The 16,898-nt window shown below is 70.6% G+C and carries 15 protein-coding genes and 1 pseudogene; 10 read left to right on the top strand and 6 right to left on the bottom strand.

The window, feature by feature from the left end; all coding sequences use genetic code 11:
• Positions 1–14: 14 nt before the first annotated feature.
• The gene (locus OHA73_RS15940) at positions 15–1,439 is read right to left on the bottom strand and encodes an MFS transporter (protein ID WP_327655368.1); all 1,425 of its coding nucleotides are present in this window, start codon (positions 1,437–1,439) and stop codon (positions 15–17) included.
• 145 nt (positions 1,440–1,584) lie between these two features.
• Here OHA73_RS15940 and OHA73_RS15935 point away from each other — a divergent pair, with 145 nt between their 5' ends.
• The 3 genes and pseudogenes from OHA73_RS15935 to OHA73_RS15925 form a co-directional block, all read left to right on the top strand.
• Complete coding sequence (locus OHA73_RS15935; RefSeq protein WP_266725483.1) at positions 1,585–2,406, top strand: helix-turn-helix transcriptional regulator; 822 nt, start codon at positions 1,585–1,587, stop codon at positions 2,404–2,406.
• A gap of 28 nt (positions 2,407–2,434) precedes the next feature.
• Positions 2,435–2,788: a cytidine deaminase gene (locus OHA73_RS15930; protein WP_266719803.1), complete on the top strand. Its 354-nt coding sequence runs from the start codon at positions 2,435–2,437 to the stop codon at positions 2,786–2,788.
• 353 nt (positions 2,789–3,141) lie between these two features.
• A pseudogene (locus tag OHA73_RS15925) lies at positions 3,142–3,471 on the top strand (transglycosylase family protein); the annotation flags it as partial.
• A gap of 180 nt (positions 3,472–3,651) precedes the next feature.
• Here the strand turns inward: OHA73_RS15925 and OHA73_RS15920 are convergent.
• Positions 3,652–3,990: a P-II family nitrogen regulator gene (locus tag OHA73_RS15920; RefSeq protein ID WP_266719804.1), complete on the bottom strand. Its 339-nt coding sequence runs from the start codon at positions 3,988–3,990 to the stop codon at positions 3,652–3,654.
• Complete coding sequence (locus OHA73_RS15915) at positions 3,987–5,288, bottom strand: ammonium transporter (RefSeq protein WP_327655367.1); 1,302 nt, start codon at positions 5,286–5,288, stop codon at positions 3,987–3,989. Before OHA73_RS15915 ends, OHA73_RS15920 begins: the two co-directional genes overlap by 4 nt.
• Before the next feature lie 120 nt (positions 5,289–5,408).
• Between OHA73_RS15915 and era the strand changes: the two genes are divergently transcribed.
• Positions 5,409–6,377, top strand: a complete 969-nt coding sequence (gene era / locus OHA73_RS15910; protein WP_327655366.1) for a GTPase Era — start codon at positions 5,409–5,411, stop codon at positions 6,375–6,377.
• A gap of 17 nt (positions 6,378–6,394) precedes the next feature.
• Here the strand turns inward: era and OHA73_RS15905 are convergent, their stop codons facing one another.
• A complete protein-coding gene (locus OHA73_RS15905) occupies positions 6,395–7,231 on the bottom strand; it encodes a helix-turn-helix transcriptional regulator (protein WP_266719807.1) in 837 nt (278 codons plus the stop codon).
• A 145-nt stretch (positions 7,232–7,376) separates the two neighbouring features.
• On the opposite strand from OHA73_RS15905, the gene OHA73_RS15900 reads away from it, so the two are divergent.
• The gene (locus tag OHA73_RS15900) at positions 7,377–8,231 is read left to right on the top strand and encodes an NAD-dependent epimerase/dehydratase family protein (RefSeq protein ID WP_327658469.1); all 855 of its coding nucleotides are present in this window, start codon (positions 7,377–7,379) and stop codon (positions 8,229–8,231) included.
• Positions 8,232–8,309: 78 nt separating this feature from the next.
• Here OHA73_RS15900 and OHA73_RS15895 read toward each other — a convergent pair whose 3' ends face one another.
• Together OHA73_RS15895 and OHA73_RS15890 are read right to left on the bottom strand one after the other, a co-directional pair.
• The gene (locus tag OHA73_RS15895) at positions 8,310–8,576 is read right to left on the bottom strand and encodes a protealysin inhibitor emfourin (protein WP_327655365.1); all 267 of its coding nucleotides are present in this window, start codon (positions 8,574–8,576) and stop codon (positions 8,310–8,312) included.
• Between the two features lie 26 nt (positions 8,577–8,602).
• Complete coding sequence (locus tag OHA73_RS15890) at positions 8,603–9,688, bottom strand: M4 family metallopeptidase (RefSeq protein ID WP_327655364.1); 1,086 nt, start codon at positions 9,686–9,688, stop codon at positions 8,603–8,605.
• A gap of 288 nt (positions 9,689–9,976) precedes the next feature.
• On the opposite strand from OHA73_RS15890, the gene leuA reads away from it, so the two are divergent.
• The 5 genes from leuA (at position 9,977) to OHA73_RS15865 (ending at position 16,894) form a co-directional block, all read left to right on the top strand.
• Positions 9,977–11,698 carry a 2-isopropylmalate synthase gene (gene leuA / locus OHA73_RS15885; protein ID WP_327655363.1) on the top strand — a complete coding sequence of 574 codons (1,722 nt, stop codon included), beginning with the start codon at positions 9,977–9,979 and terminating at the stop codon, positions 11,696–11,698.
• A gap of 187 nt (positions 11,699–11,885) precedes the next feature.
• Entirely contained in the window at positions 11,886–12,581 is a 696-nt protein-coding gene (locus OHA73_RS15880) for a TerB family tellurite resistance protein (RefSeq protein ID WP_443063084.1), read from the top strand.
• Between the two features lie 212 nt (positions 12,582–12,793).
• The gene (locus OHA73_RS15875) at positions 12,794–14,866 is read left to right on the top strand and encodes an MMPL family transporter (RefSeq protein ID WP_327655361.1); all 2,073 of its coding nucleotides are present in this window, start codon (positions 12,794–12,796) and stop codon (positions 14,864–14,866) included.
• A 67-nt stretch (positions 14,867–14,933) separates the two neighbouring features.
• Entirely contained in the window at positions 14,934–16,226 is a 1,293-nt protein-coding gene (locus OHA73_RS15870; protein ID WP_327655360.1) for a sensor histidine kinase, read from the top strand.
• Positions 16,223–16,894 carry a response regulator transcription factor gene (locus tag OHA73_RS15865; protein ID WP_327655359.1) on the top strand — a complete coding sequence of 224 codons (672 nt, stop codon included), beginning with the start codon at positions 16,223–16,225 and terminating at the stop codon, positions 16,892–16,894. Before OHA73_RS15870 ends, OHA73_RS15865 begins: the two co-directional genes overlap by 4 nt.
• Positions 16,895–16,898: the final 4 nt, after the last annotated feature.

The raw sequence follows: 16,898 nt of genomic DNA, 5'->3' as shown, positions 1-16,898 counted from the left end.
CCGCCAGGAGGGCCCTAGGCCTTCCTCGGCCGCAGGCCCAGCGCCACCAGCGCCGCCGCCACCAGGGTGATCGCCGCGGCGAGCGTGATCACCGTGTGCGCACCGGTCAGCAGGTCCGTGGACGTCGTCGCGAGGACGCCGAGCAGCGGGATGCCGACGGTGATGCCGATCTGCTGGGTCGAGGTGACCAGGCCCGTGGCCAGGCCCTGCTCCTCGTTCGGCACGCCCGAGGTGACCGTGAGGCCGTACGAGATGATCGCGCCCAGGTGGAAGGCGCTGGCCAGCGAGACTCCGGCGGTCGCGAGCCAGACCGAGGCGCCGTCGGTGCCGATCCCCAGGAGCGAGGCGATGAGCACGCCCTGTCCGGCGAGCGAGCCGATGAGGGTGCGGCGGGCGCCGAAGCGGCCGACGACCTTCGGCGTGTACGCCCCCGCGACCACCGACAGGACGCCCTGGACGCCGAAGACGAGGCCGGTCTCGAAGGCCGACAGGTGCAGGACCTCCTGGAGGTAGAGGGTCAGCACGAAGACGATCGTCGACATCATCGAGAAGGTGACCAGGCCGCCCAGATTGCCCCATGCGATGGTGCGGCGGCGCAGCATCGGCAGCGACACCAGCGGCTGGGCGCTGCGGGACTCGATGGAGACGAACGCGGTCAGCAGGGCGAGGCCCGCGACGAGCGTGATGAGGACGTCGGCGCGGCCGAAGCCGACCTCCGCCGCCGTGGACAGCGCGTAGATCAGGGCGAGCAGGCCGCCCGTGACCGTGACGGCGCCGGGGATGTCCAGGCGCGGGCGGTCCGGGGTGCGGGACTCGGGCAGCAGTCCGGGTGCGAGCGGCAGCACGAGCACGGCGAACAGGGTCAGCAGGCCCATCGTGGAGCGCCAGCCGAGCGCGTCGGTGAGGACTCCGCCGGCCACCATGCCGACGGTGAAACCGAGGGACATCAGCGTGCCGGAGATGCCGAGCGCCTTGTCGCGCTGCGGGCCCTCAGGGAACGTCGTGGTCAGCAGCGACATCCCGGTCGGCACGATCGCCGCCGCGCCCATGCCCTGCAGCGCGCGGCCCGCGAGGAAGGACGCCGGGTCCCAGGCGAACGTCGCGAGCAGCGAGGCCGCGCCGAACAGGGCGAGCCCTGACAGGAAGATCCGGCGCCGCCCGTACAGGTCGCCGATCCGGCCGAAGAGGAGCAGGAAGCCACCGGACGGCAGGGCGAAGGCGGTCACCGCCCACTGCAGCGCGGACGTGCTCATACCGAGGTCGGGACCGAGCACCGGCAGCGCCACGTTCAGCACGGAGAAGTCGAGCGCCACCATGAACTGGGCGGCGCACAGGACGAAGAGGACGAGCTTGTCGCGGCCCGACAGGCGGGGCGCGGCGGGTCGTTGGGACAGGGGAGCCGTGGAGGTCTCGGTGGAGGTTGCGGTGTCGATCGCCATGGCCAAGAGCTTTCTACGACCGGAATAACCGTGGAGAGTGGGAACTTATGCTGGTGGTCGCACCACCAGACAACCGGGGGAGTCGTACGTGGCCGAGAGCGCAGCGCTCAAGAAGCACCGGCTCAGCGAGTTGCGGGAGTTCCTGATGAGCCGGCGGGCGCGGGTCTCGCCCACCGAGGCGGGCCTGCCCGACGGCGGTGCCCGGCGCCGTACGCCAGGCCTGCGCCGCGAAGAAGTCGCCGTGCTCGCCGGGGTCGGCGCCTCCTGGTACCAGTGGCTGGAGCAGGGCCGGGACATCTCGGTGTCGCCGCAGGTGCTCGACGCCGTGGCCCGCGTCCTGAAGCTGACGAGTGCGGAGCGGCGCCACCTGTATGTGCTCGCGGGGCTCAACCCGCCCGCGTACGAGGTGGATCCGGGCGACCAGCAGATGTGCGACGGGCTGCAGCGGCTCATCGACGCCTGGATGCCGTTCCCGGCGCACATCATGGACGCGTACTACAACTGCGTGATGTACAACGACGCGGCGGCGATCGTCCTGGCGATGCGCCCGGAGAACCGGCAGAACTGCGTCATCGACTTCTTCACCGACTCCCTCTACCGCGCCCGCAGCGAGAGCTGGGAGCAGAACGCGGCGACGGTCGTCGCCCAGTTCCGTGCCGCCTGCTCCGAGTGCCCCGACGACGAGGGCTTCCAGGAGGTCGTCGCCGAACTCAAGGAGGTGAGCCCGGAGTTCGTGGAGCTGTGGGAGCGCCGCGACATCAAGCCGCAGGGGCAGGTCCGCAAGGAGCTCACGCATCCCGTGGCCGGGCTGCTGGTCATGGAGTCGACCGCCATGAAGATCCCCGCGCGGCCGGACCTCACCGTCGTGCTGCACACTCCGATGGCCGAGGCGGACACCGCGGCGAAGCTGGAGTGGCTGGCGTCGCCGGAGGGGCGGCGTGGGGCGATGTACCCCGTCGCAGGGTGAACCCGACCCACTTCCTTATGCTCACCTCATGACTGAGAGCACCGACCTCGGCCCCGAGGACCGCAAGATCGTCACCCTGGCCCGCTCCACGCGGGCCCGCAACGGTGTGCCCGAGGGCGCGGCCGTGCGTGACGAGACGGGGCGCACCTACGTCGCGGGCACCGTCGCCCTCGACTCCCTGAAGCTGAGCGCGCTGCAGACGGCCGTCGCCATGGCGGTGGCGTCCGGAGCGCAGTCCCTGGAGGCGGCGGCCGTCGTCTCCGCGTCCGACGAGCTTCCGGCCGAGGACCTCGCGGCCGTACGTGACCTGGGCGGGGCCGGTACGCCGGTGTTCCTCGCCGGGGGCGACGGTGCGGTGAAGGAGGCGCTGCGGGCGGGCTGAACTCCCTTGCGCGCAACGGCTTTGTGAGCACCCTCACGCCCGCCGCTCACCCGGGCCCGACGGCCCGGTGCGGCGGGCGTCGTGCGTGCGGGCGCGGGGGCCCGGGGAGCGGGCGGCGGGACCAATGACCCGGGGCGCAGGTCCCGGCGGGACGGGACCCCGGGGCGGGACCGAAGGGTGGCGCGGTGGGTCGGGCGGCCCATGGGTCGGGGGCTCGGCGTGGCTCACGGTGGAGTGGTCGCCCGCTGCGGCAGCCGACCGACCGGCCGCCGCACCGGGCGGCCTACCACGTCCCCAAACAAAGGTTCTGCTTCGTGTTCTCCGCCGTGCTTCGTCGTCCCTCCGCCGCCCGTATGTCCCGTACTCGTCGTCTTGGCACGGCCGCCGTTCTGGCCGGGGCCAGTGGGGTGATGGTGCTCGCGGGCACCGGCAGCGCTTCGGCGGCCACCGGGGCGTCGGCGTCCCAGTGGCAGTCCGTTGCCCGGTGCGAGGCCAGTGGGAACTGGGCCGCGAACACGGGGAACGGGTTCTCGGGTGGGCTGCAGTTCACGTCGTCCACGTGGGCCGCGTATGGGGGTACGCAGTACGCCGCCTCTGCGCATCAGGCGACGCCGTCGGAGCAGATGGCTGTCGCCAACAAGGTTCTGGCCGAACAGGGGCCGGGGGCGTGGCCGGTCTGCGGCGCGAAGGCGGGCCTTTAAGCCGTACCGGCGTTGCGGTCTCGGGGCTCTGCCCCGGGCCCCGCTGCTCAATCGCCGCAGGGGCTGGAAAGATCGGGGCTCTGCCCCGGACCCCGCTGCTCAATCGCCGCAGGGGCTAGGTTTCCGGGCCCGCGCTTGAATGTGCCGGTCGGGCAAAGGACGTCAGATCGCGTCCGGGCCGTGCTCGCCGGTGCGGACGCGGACGACCGTTTCGACCGGGACCGCCCAGACCTTGCCGTCGCCGATCTTCCCGGTCCGTGCGGCCCGCACGATCGCGTCCATCGCGGGTTCGAGGTCCGCGTCCTCGACGACGACCTCGACCCGTACCTTCGGGACCAGGTCGACCTGGTACTCGGCACCCCGGTACACCTCCGTGTGCCCGCGCTGACGGCCGTAGCCGCTCGCCTCGGTCACGGTCAGGCCCATGATGCCCAGCTCCTGGAGCGCGGTCTTGACCTCGTCGAGGCGGAAGGGCTTCACGACCGCGGTGATCAACTTCATGGCGCGACCTTTCGGGCAACGGGAGAGGCGCTCAGGACGCCGTGATCGTACGCACTCTCCGCGTGCGCCGTCTGGTCGAGTCCGGTCATCTCCTCGTCGGCCCCGGCCCGGAAGCCCATCAGCTTGTCGATGGCCTTCCCGATCCCGTACGTGACGAGGAAGGTGTAGGCCGCGACCACCAGCACCGCGAGCAGTTGCTTGCCGAGCTGGCCGAACCCGCCGCCGTACAGCAGACCCACCTTCGCCGCCGAGCCCGTCATCGCGGATGTCGCGAACAGGCCGATGAGGAGCGTGCCCACCACACCGCCGATGAAGTGCACGCCGACGACGTCGAGGGAGTCGTCGTAGTGGAAGCGCAGCTTCCAGGCGACCGCGTACGAGCAGACGACACCGGCCACGAGCCCGACGACAGCCGCGCCCGGCACGCCGACGACCCCGCAGGCCGGGGTGATCGCGACCAGACCGGCGACCGCGCCCGAGGCCGCGCCGAACGTCGTCGGGTGCCCGTCCCGCCGCTGCTCCACGAACAGCCAGCCCAGCAGCCCCGTGCAGCCCGCGATCAGGGTGTTGAAGAGGGAGGCCGCGGCGATGCCGTTCGCGCCGAGCGCCGAGCCGCCGTTGAAGCCCAGCCAGCCGAACCACAGCAGGCCCGCGCCCATGACCACCATCGGCAGGTTGTGCGGGCGCATCGCGTCCTTCTTGAAGCCGATGCGCGGGCCGAGGACGAGACAGAGGGCCAGGCCCGACGCGCCCGAGGCGATCTCCACGACGAGTCCGCCCGCGAAATCGAGGGCTCCGAGGTGGTTCGCGATCCAGCCTCCGGGGCCCCACACCCAGTGCGCCACGGGAACGTATACGAGCAGTGCCCAGACGGGTACGAAGACCAGCCACGCCCCGAATTTCGTACGGTCCGCGACCGCCCCGCTGATCAGCGCCGTGGTGAGGATCGCGAAGGTCAGCTGGAAGGTCGTGAAGAGGAAGGTCGGGACCGTGCCGGTGACGTCGGACGGTCCGATGCCGACCATGCCCGCGTGCTCCAGGCCGCCGATCAGGCCCGCGAAGGCGTCGTCGCCGAAGGCGAGCGAGTAGCCCGCGACCAGCCACACCACCGTCACGAGCGCGATCGACACAAAGCTCATCATCAGCATGTTCAGGACGCTCTTCGTGCGGACCATGCCGCCGTAGAAGAGCGCGAGTCCCGGCGTCATGAGCAGCACGAGGGCGGTGGCGGCGAGCAGCCAGGCGGTGTCGCCGGTATCGAGTGCGGGGGCGGCGAGGGGCACGGTCGAGGCAGGCATGCCGATCAGCGTCATGGGTCCGCGTTTCCGGAACCGCACGTACGGGTTTCCGCCGTGTTTCTTGTTGCCGGGTGGTTACCGGGGCCTCACTGTGCTGCGGCACCCCCGCCATCGGGGACAATGGGCGCCATGAGCGCTCGTACCCAGCCGTCCCAGTCGTCGAATTCCTCGGAGCCCGCGCACCGCGCCGGCTTCGCCTGCTTCGTCGGCCGCCCCAACGCGGGCAAGTCCACCCTCACGAACGCTCTGGTCGGCAAGAAGGTGGCGATCACCGCCGACCAGCCGCAGACCACGCGGCACACCGTGCGCGGCATCGTGCACCGCGAGGACGCGCAGCTGATCCTGGTGGACACCCCCGGCCTGCACAAGCCGCGTACGTTGCTGGGCGAGCGGCTCAACGACGTGGTGCGCACCACGTGGGCCGAGGTCGACGTGATCGGCTTCTGCCTGCCCGCCGACCAGAAGCTCGGCCCCGGTGACAAGTTCATCGCCAAGGAACTCGCGTCGATCAAGAAGACGCCGAAGGTCGCCATCGTCACCAAGACGGACCTCGTCGACAGCAAGACCCTCGCCGAGCAGCTCATCGCCATCGACCAGCTGGGCCGGGAGCTGGGCATCGAGTGGGCGGAGATCGTGCCGGTGTCGGCCGTCGGCGAGTCGCAGGTGGACCTGCTCGCCGACCTGCTGATCCCGATGCTGCCCGAAGGGCCGATGCTCTACCCCGAGGGCGACCTCACGGACGAGCCCGAGCAGGTCATGGTCGCGGAGCTGATCCGCGAGGCCGCGCTGGAGGGCGTACGGGACGAGCTGCCGCACTCCATCGCCGTCGTGGTGGAGGAGATGCTGCCGCGCGAGGACCGGCCCAAGGACAAGCCGCTCCTCGACATCCACGCGTTCGTCTACATCGAGCGGCCCAGCCAGAAGGGCATCATCATCGGCCCGAAGGGCAAGCGCCTCAAGGACGTCGGCATCAAGTCCCGCAAGCAGATCGAGGCGCTCCTCGGTACGCCGGTCTACCTGGACCTGCACGTCAAGGTAGCCAAGGACTGGCAGCGGGACCCGCGGCAGCTGCGCAAGCTCGGATTCTGAACCTGCCAGTGGCCCGGTTACGCCGGGTCGCTCGGCGTCAGGTCCTGGAGGCCGATCACCCGCAGCAGTTCCAGGCGTTCGTACGTCTCCGTGCCCGGCCGCGCCGAGTGCACGACGAGCTGCTGGCCGTGGCCGTTGCCGGTCAGCACCTCGCAGTCGAGGTCGAGGACGCCGACCACGGGGTGCACGAAGCGCTTCGGTGACGGCCGGTTCACCACGACGTCGTGCCTGCGCCACATCGACTCGAACTCCCTCGAACCGGCGCGCAGCTCGGTCACGAGCGCGGCGGGACCCGGATCGTCGGGGCGGGCCGCGGTGACCGCGCGCAGACCCGCCACATGGGCGCGGGCGTGCGGCTCGTGCGCCTCCGGCGGGAACAGGGCCCGGCAGTCCGGCTCCACGAACCAGCGGCGCACCATGTTCTCCCCGACGTGCTCCCCGGTGAGCGCCACCGACATCGGGTTCTGCGCGAGCACCGTGCCCCAGTCGCTCATCACCGACGCCGGCAGGTCGTACAGCCGGTCCAGGATCAGCAGCAGGCCCGGACTGACGTGCTCCGACGAGACCCCGGGCCGCGGCGGCTCCTCGCCCGCCAGATGGAACAGATGGTCCCGCTCGACGTCGGACAGGCGCAGCGCGCGGGCCAGGGCGGTGAGCATCTGCCGCGACGGGTGCGAGCCCCGGCGCTGTTCGAGCCGCGTGTAGTAGTCCGTGGACATCCCGGCGAGCTGCGCCACCTCCTCGCGGCGCAGGCCCGGGGTGCGGCGGCGCGGACCCGCTGTCAGCCCTACGTCGGGCGGGGACAGGCGGGTGCGGGAGCGGCGCAGGAAGTCGGCGAGTTCGGGGCGGTTCACGTATTCAGGATCGCGCGGGTCGGCCGCCGTATCCAGCTCGTATCCAGGGAGTGTCGGTCCCTGGATGAACGCGTCTCTCCCGCCGGGCGCCCGGATCTCCGAGGCTTCAAGGCATGGCTACGACATCGCTATCGAGGAGGCGGCCATGCTGACACTGGTGACGGGTGCGACGGGACAGGTCGGGCGGCGCTTCGTGCCCCGACTGCTGGCGGGCGCGCCGAAGGGGGACCGGGTGCGGGTCCTCGTACGGGACGAGGCTCGCGGGGAGCGGTTCGCCGAGCTGGGCGCGGACGTGGTGGTCGGCGATCTGCGCGACGCCGGCGTGCTGGGCAAGGCGACGACCGGGGTGGACTCCGTGGTCAACGTCGCCGCGGCGTTCCGCGGGGTGCCGGACGAGGAGGCGCGGGCGGTCAACCGGGACGCGGCGATCGAGCTGGGCCGGGCCGCGGTGGCCTCGGGTGTGCGGAGGTTCGTGCAGGTCAGCACGGGGCTCGTGTACGGGGCCGGTCGGGGGCGGCCGCTCGTGGAGTCGGACGAGACGGTGCCGGGCGGGATCCAGTGGGGTGCGTATCCCGAGTCCAAGTGGGAGGCGGAGCGGGCGCTGCGGGGCCTCGACGGGCTCGACGACCTGCGGATCGCGCGGCTGCCCTTCGTGTACGGGGACGGGGATCCGCATCTCGACAATGTGCTGGAGTGGGCGGTTGCCTGGCCGGCGATGCAGAGGCTGCACATGGGGCATCACGTGGATGTGACGCAGGGGCTGCGGAGGTTGTTGTACGCGGCCGGGGCGGACGGGGTGTACAACATCGCGGATGACGCGCCGGTGACGACGGTCGACATTCTGGGGATCGGTGGAGTTCCGGTGCCGGCGGAGGCGTACGAGAAGGTGGCGCCGGATCCGTGGCACTCGGTGATGTCCACGGATCGCCTCCGGCACGAGCTGGGGTATCGGCCGGTGTTTCCGTCGGTGTGGGCGGCCCGGGACGCGGGTGTCCTTTAGCCGGACCGGGGTTGCGGACTCGGGGCTCTGCCCCGGACCCCGCTGCTCAATCGCCGCAGGGGCTTTAATCGGCCGAACTCAAGCGCCCTCCTTCAACACCCGTGAGATCAGCCTGCGTTGTTCCTCCGAGAGGTGGGGGTCGGCGCAGTACACGGTCGTGTCGTCGACCGTGATCGTGTAGCTGAAGCCGTCGGGTACGCCGATGGGGGGCGTGGCCCGGCCGGAGGACACCGCCTTCTCGGCCAGGGCGTGCCACTCGTGGGCATCGGACCGGCCCGCCGTGTCCACCTCGGCGTGCCGGTCGATGCCGGCGAATCCGCCCGTGCGTGAGACGTGAATACGCATGGGTCCCTGTCTACTCCTACTGGCGCCTACTGGGTAGGAACGCCGACCTGCTCCCAGGCCTTGAGCACCGACTGGTACTCCTCGCCCTCGTTGTAACGGGACTTCGCGGCCTTCACCGTCGCCTTGGCGAAGTCGACGAAGAGGCAGTCCTGCGCGAGCTCGCCGCCGGTGAGGGTGTCGTACCAGATCTGGCCCGCCCGCTCCCACGCGTTCCCGCCGAGCGCCTCGGCCAGGATGTAGAACGCGTGGTTGGGGATGCCGGAGTTGATGTGCACGCCGCCGTTGTCACGGCCCGTCTTCACGAAGTGGTCCATGTCGGCGGGCTGCGGGTCCTTGCCGAGGACATCGTCGTCGTAGGCGGTCCCCGGGGCCTTCATGGAGCGCAGGGCGACGCCCGTGACGCGCGGAGCCAGCAGGCCGGCGCCGATCAGCCAGTCGGCCTCGGAGGCGGACTGGCCCAGCGTGTACTGCTTGATGAGGGAGCCGAAGACGTCGGACATCGACTCGTTGAGCGCGCCCGGCTGACCGAAGTACGTCAGGTTCGCCGTGTACTGCGTGACGCCGTGGGTCAGCTCGTGGCCGATGACGTCGACGGGGATGGTGAAGTCGAGGAAGATCTCGCCGTCACCGTCGCCGAACACCATCTGCTCGCCGTTCCAGAACGCGTTGTTGTACTCCTCGGAGTAGTGCACCGTCGCGTTCAACGGCAGACCGTTGCCGTCGATCGAGTGCCGGGAGAACTTCTCCAGGAACAGCTCGAACGTCGCGCCGAGCCCCGCGTACGCACGGTTGACGGTCGCGTCCTTGCCCGGCTTGTCCCCCTCGCCGCGCACCTTCCGCCCCGGCAGCTCCGTGTGGTGCCGGGCGTCGTAGATGGTGCGGTGCGGCTTCTGGCCCTCGAGGCCCGCGGGCGGGGCGACGGAGGGCGCGCCGATGACGGTCGTCAGCCGGCGCCGCGTGCGCTCGAAGCCGTCGCGCTCGAGGGAGCGGCGGGCCTTGGCGGCGATCGCGGAGTCCTCGGCCTGAGCTGCCTTGTCGAGGATGTGGGGCGGCACGATGGTGCAGAACACGGGCTCGAACCCCTGTGGGTTCCCCGTTGGATTTGCGGTCATGCGAGGCAATCTGGCACCGGGTGATGCCGCTGTCACTACCTGCCACCATGATTAGCGAAATAGAGGTATTGATCACCTCTTACCCGTTACCTGTCCGTGGTCCCGCATACTGATACGGGTCTTCGCGTCCTGCGGTACTCGACTAAGGTGCGGTGCATCATGCGTTTCGGGCTGCTTCTCCTTAGCTGCCGCGGCGAGGGCCTGTAGACAAGGTCGGCTCCCTCCCCGCGGAGTTTGGTGTTGCGCCGTCGGCCGCCTTCAAGGCCACCTCCGAGGAGCCCACGCATCATGGCAAACCGTCAGCAGCCCAGCAGCATGCCGATCCACAAGTACGGCCAGTACGACCAGGTCGACATCCCGGACCGCACGTGGCCCGGCAAGCGGATCACCACCGCCCCCCGCTGGCTCTCCACGGACCTGCGCGACGGCAACCAGGCGCTGATCGACCCGATGTCGCCGGCCCGTAAGCGCGCGATGTTCGACCTGCTGGTCAAGATGGGCTACAAGGAGATCGAGGTCGGCTTCCCCGCGTCGGGGCAGACGGACTTCGACTTCGTACGCTCGATCATCGAGGACCCGGCCGCCATCCCGGACGACGTCACGATCTCCGTACTGACCCAGGCCCGTGAGGACCTGATCGAGCGGACCGTGGAGTCCCTGAAGGGCGCCAAGAACGCCACGCTCCACCTGTACAACGCCACGGCGCCGGTCTTCCGCCGCGTCGTCTTCCGCGGCTCCAAGGAAGAGATCAAGCAGATCGCCGTCGACGGCACGCGCCTGGTCATGGAGTACGCGGAGAAGCTGCTGGGCCCGGAGACGAAGTTCGGCTACCAGTACAGCCCCGAGATCTTCACGGACACCGAGCTGGACTTCGCCCTGGAGGTCTGTGAGGCCGTCATGGACGTCTACCAGCCGGGCCCGGACCGCGAGATCATCCTCAACCTGCCCGCCACGGTGGAGCGTTCGACGCCGTCCACGCACGCGGACCGCTTCGAGTGGATGTCGCGCAACCTGTCGCGCCGCGAGTACGTGTGCCTGTCCATCCACCCGCACAACGACCGCGGCACCGCCGTCGCCGCCGCCGAGCTGGGCGTGATGGCGGGCGGCGACCGCGTCGAGGGCTGCCTGTTCGGACAGGGCGAGCGCACCGGCAACGTCGACCTGGTCACCCTGGGCATGAACCTGTTCTCGCAGGGCGTCGACCCGCAGATCGACTTCTCCCACATCGACGAGATCCGTCGTACGTGGGAGTACTGCAACCAGATGGAGGTCCACCCGCGCCACCCGTACGTGGGCGACCTGGTCTACACGTCCTTCTCCGGCTCCCACCAGGACGCCATCAAGAAGGGCTTCGACGCCATGGAGGCCGACGCCAAGGCCAAGGGCGTCACCGTCGACGACATCGAGTGGGCCGTCCCGTACCTGCCGATCGACCCGAAGGACGTCGGCCGCTCCTACGAGGCCGTCATCCGCGTCAACTCGCAGTCCGGCAAGGGCGGCATCGCGTACGTCCTGAAGGACGGGCACAACCTGGACCTGCCGCGCCGTATGCAGGTCGAGTTCTCCAAGGTCATCCAGCAGAAGACGGACGCCGAGGGCGGCGAGGTCACGCCGAAGGACATCTGGAGCGTCTTCCAGGACGAGTACCTGCCGAACCCGGCCAACCCGTGGGGCCGCATCCAGGTCAAGACGGGCCAGACCACGACCGACACGGACGGCGTCGACACGCTGACCGTCGAGGCCGAGGTGGACGGCGAGGAGCAGGTCCTGGTCGGCACCGGCAACGGTCCGATCTCCGCGTTCTTCCACGCCCTGCAGGGCATCGGCATCGACGCCCGTCTGCTGGACTACCAGGAGCACACGATGAGCGAGGGCGCCTCCGCGGTCGCCGCCTCGTACATCGAGGTCGCCATCGGGGACAAGGTTCTGTGGGGCATCGGCACCGATGCGAACACGACACGTGCGTCGCTGAAGGCGGTCGTCTCCGCGGTCAACCGCGCGAGCCGCTGACCCGGTTGAGCTGCGCTTTCTCGGCCCCGTGCACCTTTTGTGGGTGTGCGGGGCCGCGTCGTGTCCCGGCCAGGAACGAGAAGTTCCGTGACCTCGGCGTGACCAAGGTACTGACGCCGCATCAACAATGTGGCTAACATCACGCCAACGCCGCGATGATGCGGCGCCACGACGGGAGGTGTGCGACGTGCTGCCGAATCATGGACGCATGGGACTGACCGGGCTCTCGCGGGTGTTCGGGGTGCACGCCATATGGACCACCGTGGGCGACGGCGAGTTCTTCTGTCCGGGCTGCGGCGGCGATCGCAACTACCAACGGCGGACCGGGAAACGACGGTTGGTGCTGCTCGGCGTTCCCGTCGTGCCGCGCGGGCAGGCGGGCCCCGTCGTCGAATGCGCGGCCTGCGAGGGCCGGTTCGGCACGGACGCGCTCGACCACCCCACCACGCACCGCTTCTCGGCGATGCTGCGGGACGCCGTGCACACGGTGGTGCTCGCGGTGCTCGCGGGCGGTGGCACGTCGCCGCAGGCGCTCGAATGCGCGGTGGGTACGTTGCGGGACGCCGGGTTCGAGGACACCTCCGAGGAACAACTCGCGGCGCTCGTCGAGGCGTTGGTGACCGATGCGGGGCGCGTCGCCGAGCAGTGCGGGACGGGGGCCGGGCTCGCCATAGAGCTGCACGAGGCGCTCGATCCGCTCGCGCAGCATCTCGCTCCGGCGGGGCGGGAGTCGATCCTGTTGCAGGGGGCGCGGATTGCCCTCGCGGACGGGGTGTATTCGGCGGGTGAGCGGGATGTGCTCGGCACGGTGGGCGCGGCTCTTACCTTGTGCACGGATGAGGTCGGAGAGCTGCTGGCTGTCGCTGCTCGTACGCCGAGCTGAGCCTACGTCTCGGGGCTCTGCCCCGGACCCCGCTGCTCAATCGCCGCAGGGGCTCCAAAATGGAGCCCCCGGTTGATACTCCCCGGGGAGTAGTCGGCCGGCCCTGACGCCCGCCGCAGTACCTCCCAACTCGGTCCCTCGGGCGACGTGTTGGGTCCCTCTGGATCGGAATCTGGATGTGTCGGATTTCGGTGGCAGAGAGGGGTCAACCCATGAGGCGGATCGCGGTTCCCTGGGGGGTGCTCGCGCTGTGGATCGCCGTGCTTGCCTTCGCGGGGCCCTTCGCCGGCAAGCTCGGCGACGTACAGCACAACCGGGCCGTCGACTACCTGCCCGCGAGCGCCGACTCGACGCAGGTCGCGAAGATCCAGGACCAGTTGCCGGGCGGCGAGACCACCGAGTTGGTGCTCGTGTATCACCGGGACGGCGGGCTCAGTTCCGCCGACCGCGCGGCCGCGTCGGACCAAGTAGCGGACATAGAACGTGAGTTGAATCTTGTACGGGCGCCGGAGGGCGTGCCGTCCAAGAGCGGTGACACCGTGATGTACCCCGTCGCCAGTACGTCCCCCGGGCAGGACGAGAAGGCCCGGGACGCGTTCGTGAACGACGTACGGGACATCGCCCATGACACCGGCGCCGGGATGAGCGTCGACGTCGGCGGGCCCGGGGCGGTGGCCACCGACGCGTCCGAGGTGTACCAGTCGCTCGACGGGCCGCTGCTCTACACCACCGTGGCCGTCGTCGCGCTGCTGCTGATCCTGATCTACCGCAGCCCGTTCCTGTGGCTCGTGCCGCTCGCCGTCGCGGGGGTCGCCGACTTCCTGTCGATGGGCGTCGCGTACGGCCTCAACCAGGCCTTCGGGACCACGATCAGCGGGCAGAGCCAGGGCGTGATGACGATCCTCGTGTTCGGCGCGGGGACGGATTACGCGCTGCTCATCGTGTCCCGGTACCGGGAGGAGCTACGAAGGTTCGAGCGGCCGTACGACGCCATGCGCGCGGCCCTGCGCGGCTGCGGGCCCGCCGTGCTCGCCTCGTCCGCGACCGTCGCCGTAGGGCTGCTGTGCCTGCTCGCCGCCGACCTCAACTCCAGTCGCGGGATGGGCCCGTTGGGGGCCGTCGGCGTGCTGTGCGCGCTCGTCGCCATGCTGACGCTGCTGCCGGCCGTGCTCGTGCTGCTCGGGCGGCGGGTGTTCTGGCCGCTGGTGCCCGCGTTCGGCTCGCGGCCGAAGGAGCGCAGGTCGCTGTTCACGGCGATGGGCTCGTCGGCGGGGCGCAGGCCGCTCACCGTGCTGGGCGTCGGGGCCGTGCTGCTCGGGGCGCTCGCGCTGGGAGCCTTCGCGCTGCCCGGCAGCCTCAAGCAGGAGGACTCCTTCACCGACAAGCCGGACTCGGTCGTCGCGATGCGGACCCTCGCCGATGCCTACCCCGAGGCCAGCAGCCAGCCGATCACCGTCATCGCGCCCACCGGCAAGGCCGCTGAGGCGGTCGCCACCGCGCGCGACACCGACGGAGTCACCGACGTCACGCGCGGGCGCGGTGGCGGCGGCTGGACCGAGATCAACGTGGTCGCGAAGGCCGCGCCGCAGACCGCCGCCGAGACCGCGACCATCGAGGCGCTGCGCGACGGGCTCGACGGGCAGGGGGCCTACGTCGGCGGGCCGAGCGCCGAGCAGCTCGATCTGAAGGACACCAACGCCCGCGACCGGCTCGTCGTCGTGCCGATCGTGCTCGCCGCCGTGCTGCTGATCCTGGTCGCGCTGTTGCGCTCGCTCGTCGCGCCACTGCTGTTGCTCGCCGCCGTGGTCGCGGTGTGGGGAGCGGCGCTCGGCATCGGCGGGCTCGTCTTCGGGCCGCTGTTCGGCTTCGAGGGCACCGACCCGGGGCTCGGGCTGCTGTCCTTCGTCTTCCTCGTCGCCCTCGGTGTGGATTACGGGATCTTCCTGATGCACCGGATGCGGGAGGAGGTGCTCGGCGGGGCGCCGACCGGGGCGGCGGCGCTCACCGCGCTGCGGACGACCGGGGCGGTGATCGCGTCGGCGGGCCTGGTGCTCGCGGCCACGTTCGCCGTGCTCACCAGCATGCCGCTGGTCCAACTCGTCGAGCTGGGCTTCGTGATCGCGGTCGGGGTGCTCCTCGACACCTTCCTCGTGCGGACGTATCTCGTGACGTCGGCGTCCTACGCGCTCGGCCGGAAGGTGTGGTGGCCGGGGCCGCTGTCCCGGAAGCGGGACGAGGCCGCGCCGCCGTCGGCCCCGGAGCGGGAGTTCGTGCCGGCTCCGTGACCGAAGGACCCGCATCGAACGTGCCTCTCCCTGCCGGAGGGGCACGTTCCTCACCGAAGATGGGGCGGTGGATGTGCCACGTGTTCTCCTGAACGGTCCCGCGCGCCGCGCCGGGCCGCCGGACCCCGGCCGCGTACGGCGCCAGGACGCGCTCCTCGCGGCGGGGCTCGCGCTCGTCGACGCCGGTGTGGCGCTGGCCGTGCCCGTCGCCGACGGGCGTCAACTCACGGCTGTGGGCTGGGTGTTGCTGCTGGGTGCGCATGTGCCGTTGATCTGGCGGCGGAGTGCGCCGCTCGGCTCGTTCCTCGTTCTCATCGCCTTCGTCCTGCCGTACCACGCGATGGACTTCCACCACTCCGCGCCGCTGGCCGCCTCGCTGTTCGGCCTTTTCACCGTCGCCGTGTCCGGGCGGCCGCGGCGTACGGTGCTCGTCGGTGCGTGCGTCGTCGGGCTGATGCTCGCGGTCAAGTTCAGCGCAGGGATGGCCGAGGGCACGGACGCGCTCAGGATCTCCGGGTGGGTCGTCGTCGTGCTGCTGCTCGGCGTCTACGTGCGGGTGCACCGGCAGTACCTCGCCTCGGTCGTCGAGCGGGCCGAGCGGGCGGAGCGGACGCGGGAGGAGGAGGCGCGGCGGCGGGTCGCCGAGGAGCGGTTGCGGGTGGCGCGTGATCTGCACGATCTGCTGGCGCACAGCATCACGTTGGTCGGCGTGCAGACGTCCGTCGCGGCGCATGTCCTGAACGCGGATCCCGAGCGGCTCGACCGGGCGGCCGTGGCTGCGGCGCTCGACGACATCGCCGATACGTGCCGTGCGGCGCGGGGTGAACTCCGGGCGACGTTGGAGGTGTTGCGGTCGCCGGCGGACGATGCGCGGGGGGCTCTGCCGGGGGTGGACGGGATACCGGAGTTGGCGGAGGCGGCGCGTACGTCGGGGGTTTCGGTGCGGTGCGATCTTGAGGCTGCCGTGGTGCCGGTGCCGGTGCCGGCGGCGGTGGGTGCGGCGGCGTACCGGATCGTTCAGGAGGCGTTGACCAACGCGGTGCGGCACGGTGGGGCGGGTCTGTCGGTGTGGGTTGCGCTGCGTGCGGTGCCCGGGGCGGTGGAGGTTTCTGTGGTGGATGACGGAGTCGGGGGTGGTGTGGATGCGGATGCGGCAGCCGTGCCGGGGTTCGGGTTGGTGGGGATGCGGGAGCGGGCGCGGAGTGTGGGGGGTGTGGTGGAGGCGGGGCCTCGGGGTTCGGGTGGGTTCGAGGTGCGGGCTACGTTGCCGTTGACGTCACGGGGCTCTGCCCCGGACCCCGCTGGCTCTCGTCCCAGAGCGGGGCTTGAAATGCAGGGGCTTGAAGGGACCAGCGAGTGAATGGGATTCGCGTGGTGCTTGCCGACGATCAGACGCTCGTGCGGGCCGCGTTCGCCATGCTCGTGGAGTCCGCTGCCGATATGGATGTGGTGGGGCAGGCCGGCACCGGGCGGGAAGCTGTTGAGGTGGCCAAGGGGGCTCGGGCCGACTTTGTTGTCATGGATGTCCGGATGCCCGAGCTCGATGGGATCGAGGCCACCCGGCTGCTCGCCGCCGATGAGGATCTGGCGGGTGTGAAGGTGCTGGTGCTGACCACGTACGACACCGACGAGTACGTGGTCGAGGCCCTGCGCGCCGGGGCCTCCGGGTTCCTCGTGAAGGACACCAGGCCCGCCGAACTCCTCGATGCCATACGGATCGTGGCCGCGGGGGAGGCGTTGCTGTCGCCGGGGCCCACCGCCCGGCTCATCGCCCGTGTGCTGCGCGCCCCGGAGGTGCCCGCGCCGTCGACGGGCGACGCACTCGGTCAGCTGTCGGAGCGCGAGCGCCAAGTGCTCGCGCTCGTCGCGCGTGGGCTCAACAACACCGAGATCGCCGAGGCGCTGGGGCTCAGCCCGCTCACCGCCAAGACCCACGTCAGCCGGATCATGGGCAAGCTGGCCGCGCGGGACCGGGCGCAGTTGGTGATCGCCGCGTACGAGTCGGGGCTGGTGGCCCCGGCGCGCTAAGGAC

This window comes from Streptomyces sp. NBC_00483, assembly GCF_036013745.1.
In the GTDB taxonomy this organism is placed as follows: Bacteria; Actinomycetota; Actinomycetes; order Streptomycetales; family Streptomycetaceae; genus Streptomyces.
This window is presented reverse-complemented; position numbering and strand designations above follow the sequence as displayed.